Origin of the sequence: Methyloceanibacter marginalis, assembly GCF_001723295.1 — a bacterium.
Lineage (GTDB): Bacteria > Pseudomonadota > Alphaproteobacteria > Rhizobiales > Methyloligellaceae > Methyloceanibacter > Methyloceanibacter marginalis.
In genome coordinates this window covers 1-1,227 of record NZ_LPWD01000371.1, presented here as the reverse complement: position 1 = coordinate 1,227, position 1,227 = coordinate 1, and the positions used below count along the sequence as shown (strand labels likewise).

Sequence of the window (1,227 nt, the reverse complement as noted above, 5' to 3'; positions counted from 1 at the left end):
CCTGGACGGCTGATGGGCTGCACGGTGGCGCCGGGCTTCGACTTCGCAGGCTTCGAGCTCGCCCCTCAAGGCTGGGAGCCTTAGCCCAAGAAGCTCAACGAACTCATACCTCCCCCTCGTGGGGAGGTCGGCGCGCATCGCGCGCCGGGTGGGGGGATGCGCTATTCTGGAGGTATGGCGAACGAACTGGCTCGAACCCTTCGCAAGCGAATGACGCGACATGAGGTTAGGCTCTGGCTGCGTCTGCGTGAGCTTCGTGCGCTCGGATTCCACTTCCGGCGACAGGTGGCGATCAAGGACTGCATTGTCGACTTTGCCTGCTACCACCCGCGTGTGGTTATCGAATTGGATGGGAGTCAACACTCGACGCGAGATTTCGCGGCGAGAGATGCCGCGCGTGACGCAAAGCTCACGACAGCGGGTTTCAAAATTTTTCGTGTGTGGAACAACGAGGTGGAGCAGAATTTAGACGGGGTCTTGGAAAAACTGCTTCACGAATTGGAGCACAGCTGACCCCCCACCCCGGCGTCGCAAAGGCGACGCCGTCCCTCCCCACGGAGGGGGAGGGATGGAACCTGCATCTCTGCTCTGCCCGAATTTTCGAAGCGAGCAGCCCTTAATCCATCAGCTGGCCGCCATTGATGGTCAGCGTCGAGCCGGTGATCCAGGCGGACTCATCGGCGGCGAGGAACACCACACAGCGGGCGACCTCTTCCGCTTCGCCCAGACGCCCCACGGGGATCTGGCCAACGATGTGCTCCATCACCTTTTCGGAGACATTGGCCAGGAGCTCGGTCGCAACGTAACCGGGGGCGATGGCGTTGGCGGTGATGCCCTTGCGCGCGCCTTCAAGCGCAACGGTGCGGGTGAAGCCGATCATGCCGGCTTTGGCCGAACAGTAATTGGCCAAGCCCAGCATGCCTTGCTGGCCATTGATCGAGGAGATCGAGACGATCCGGCCGAAGCCGCGCTCGCGCATCCCGTTGATCACTTGCCGGGTCATGTTGAATACGGAGTCGAGGTCGGTGCGGATGACTTCCGACCACTGCTCGTGGCTCATCTTCTGGAGCATGGCGTCGCGCGAGATGCCGGCATTGTTGACCAGCACCTCGACGGGGCCGACCTCGTTCTCAACGGCGATGACGCCTTGCTCGCAGGCCTGGAAGTCGCCGACGCCCACTTGAAGACCGGAATGCCGGTTTCTTCTTGAAGGCGTTGGCCGCGTCG

General features: G+C 62.1%; 2 protein-coding genes and 1 pseudogene. 2 read left to right on the top strand and 1 reads right to left on the bottom strand.

Translation table 11 applies throughout. From position 1 onward, the window contains the following. Together AUC71_RS22405 and AUC71_RS12985 are read left to right on the top strand one after the other, a co-directional pair. Positions 1-84 (top strand): annotated as a pseudogene (locus AUC71_RS22405) (cupin domain-containing protein); the annotation flags it as partial. Between the two features lie 90 nt (positions 85-174). Next, positions 175-513, top strand: coding sequence for an endonuclease domain-containing protein (locus AUC71_RS12985; RefSeq protein WP_069624598.1), 339 nt, complete (start codon positions 175-177; stop codon positions 511-513). Positions 514-616: 103 nt separating this feature from the next. Here AUC71_RS12985 and AUC71_RS12980 read toward each other — a convergent pair. Then, positions 617-1,227 (bottom strand): SDR family oxidoreductase (locus tag AUC71_RS12980; RefSeq protein WP_141701688.1); only part of this gene is annotated, 611 nt, incomplete at its 5' end.